The 1,199-nt window shown below is 49.1% G+C and carries 1 rRNA gene; it reads left to right on the top strand.

Annotated features, from left to right (window positions below):
• Positions 1–1,199 (top strand): 23S ribosomal RNA (locus F823_RS0110445); the annotation flags it as partial.

Here is a 1,199-nt window from a genome sequence, read left to right as displayed (position 1 = left end):
GTTATTGCGAGTGGAAGAGTTCTGGAAAGTTCTACCACAGAGGGTAATAGTCCCGTACACAAAGCCAAGAAGACTCTTGATATGATCCAGAGTACCACGAGACACGTGAAACCTTGTGGGAAGCAGGGGGGACCACCCCCCAAGGCTAAATACTACCTAGTGACCGATAGCGTATAGTACCGTGAGGGAAAGGTGAAAAGAACCCCGGGAGGGGAGTGAAATAGAACCTGAAACCCTGCACTTACAATCTGTGGGAGCGCATTATTGGCGTGACCGCGTACTTTTTGTAGAACGGGCCAACGAGTTACGTTATGTGGCAAGGTTAAGCACTTAAGGTGTGGAGCCGTAGCGAAAGCGAGTCTTAACTGGGCGACATAGTCACATGACGTAGACCCGAAACCGGGCGACCTACCCATGAGCAGGATGAAGCGAAAGTAAAATTTCGTGGAGGTCCGAACCCACGTACGTTGAAAAGTGCGGGGATGACTTGTGGGTAGCGGTGAAATTCCAATCGAGCTCGGAGATAGCTGGTTCTCCTCGAAATAGCTTTAGGGCTAGCCTTGAATGTAGAGATGTGGAGGTAGAGCACTGAATGTCCTAGGGGGTATTGCACTTACCGAAGACTATCAAACTCCGAATGCCATAATCTTTTATTCAGGAGTCAGACTATGGGTGATAAGGTTCATAGTCGAAAGGGAAAGAGCCCAGACCGTCAGCTAAGGTCCCTAAATGTATGTTAAGTGGTAAAGGATGTGGGATTGCATAGACAACCAGGATGTTGGCTTAGAAGCAGCCATTCATTTAAAGAGTGCGTAATAGCTCACTGGTCGAGTGATCCTGCGCCGAAGATTTCCGGGGCTAAAACATACTACCGAAGCTACGGCATCGAAAGATGGGTAGAGGAGCTTCCCATGCAGGATGAAGCAGTACCGTAAGGAGCTGTGGACAGTATGGGAGAGAGAATGTTGGCATGAGTAGCGAGATGAAGGTGAGAATCCTTCAGGCCGTAAACCCAAGGTTTCCAGGGGAAGGTTCGTCCTCCCTGGGTTAGTCGGGACCTAAGCTCAGGCCGAAAGGCGTAGGCGATGGACAACAGGTTGAAATTCCTGTACTACCGATAATCGTTTGAGAGATGGGATGACACAGTAGGATAAGCTGAGCACACTGTTGGTTATGTGTGTCTAAGTATTGAGGCAGAT

It is taken from the genome of Peptostreptococcus anaerobius VPI 4330 = DSM 2949, assembly GCF_000381525.1.
Lineage (GTDB): Bacteria > Bacillota > Clostridia > Peptostreptococcales > Peptostreptococcaceae > Peptostreptococcus > Peptostreptococcus anaerobius.
Note: the sequence above shows the minus strand (reverse complement) of the source record. Positions and strands in the feature narration are given on the sequence as shown.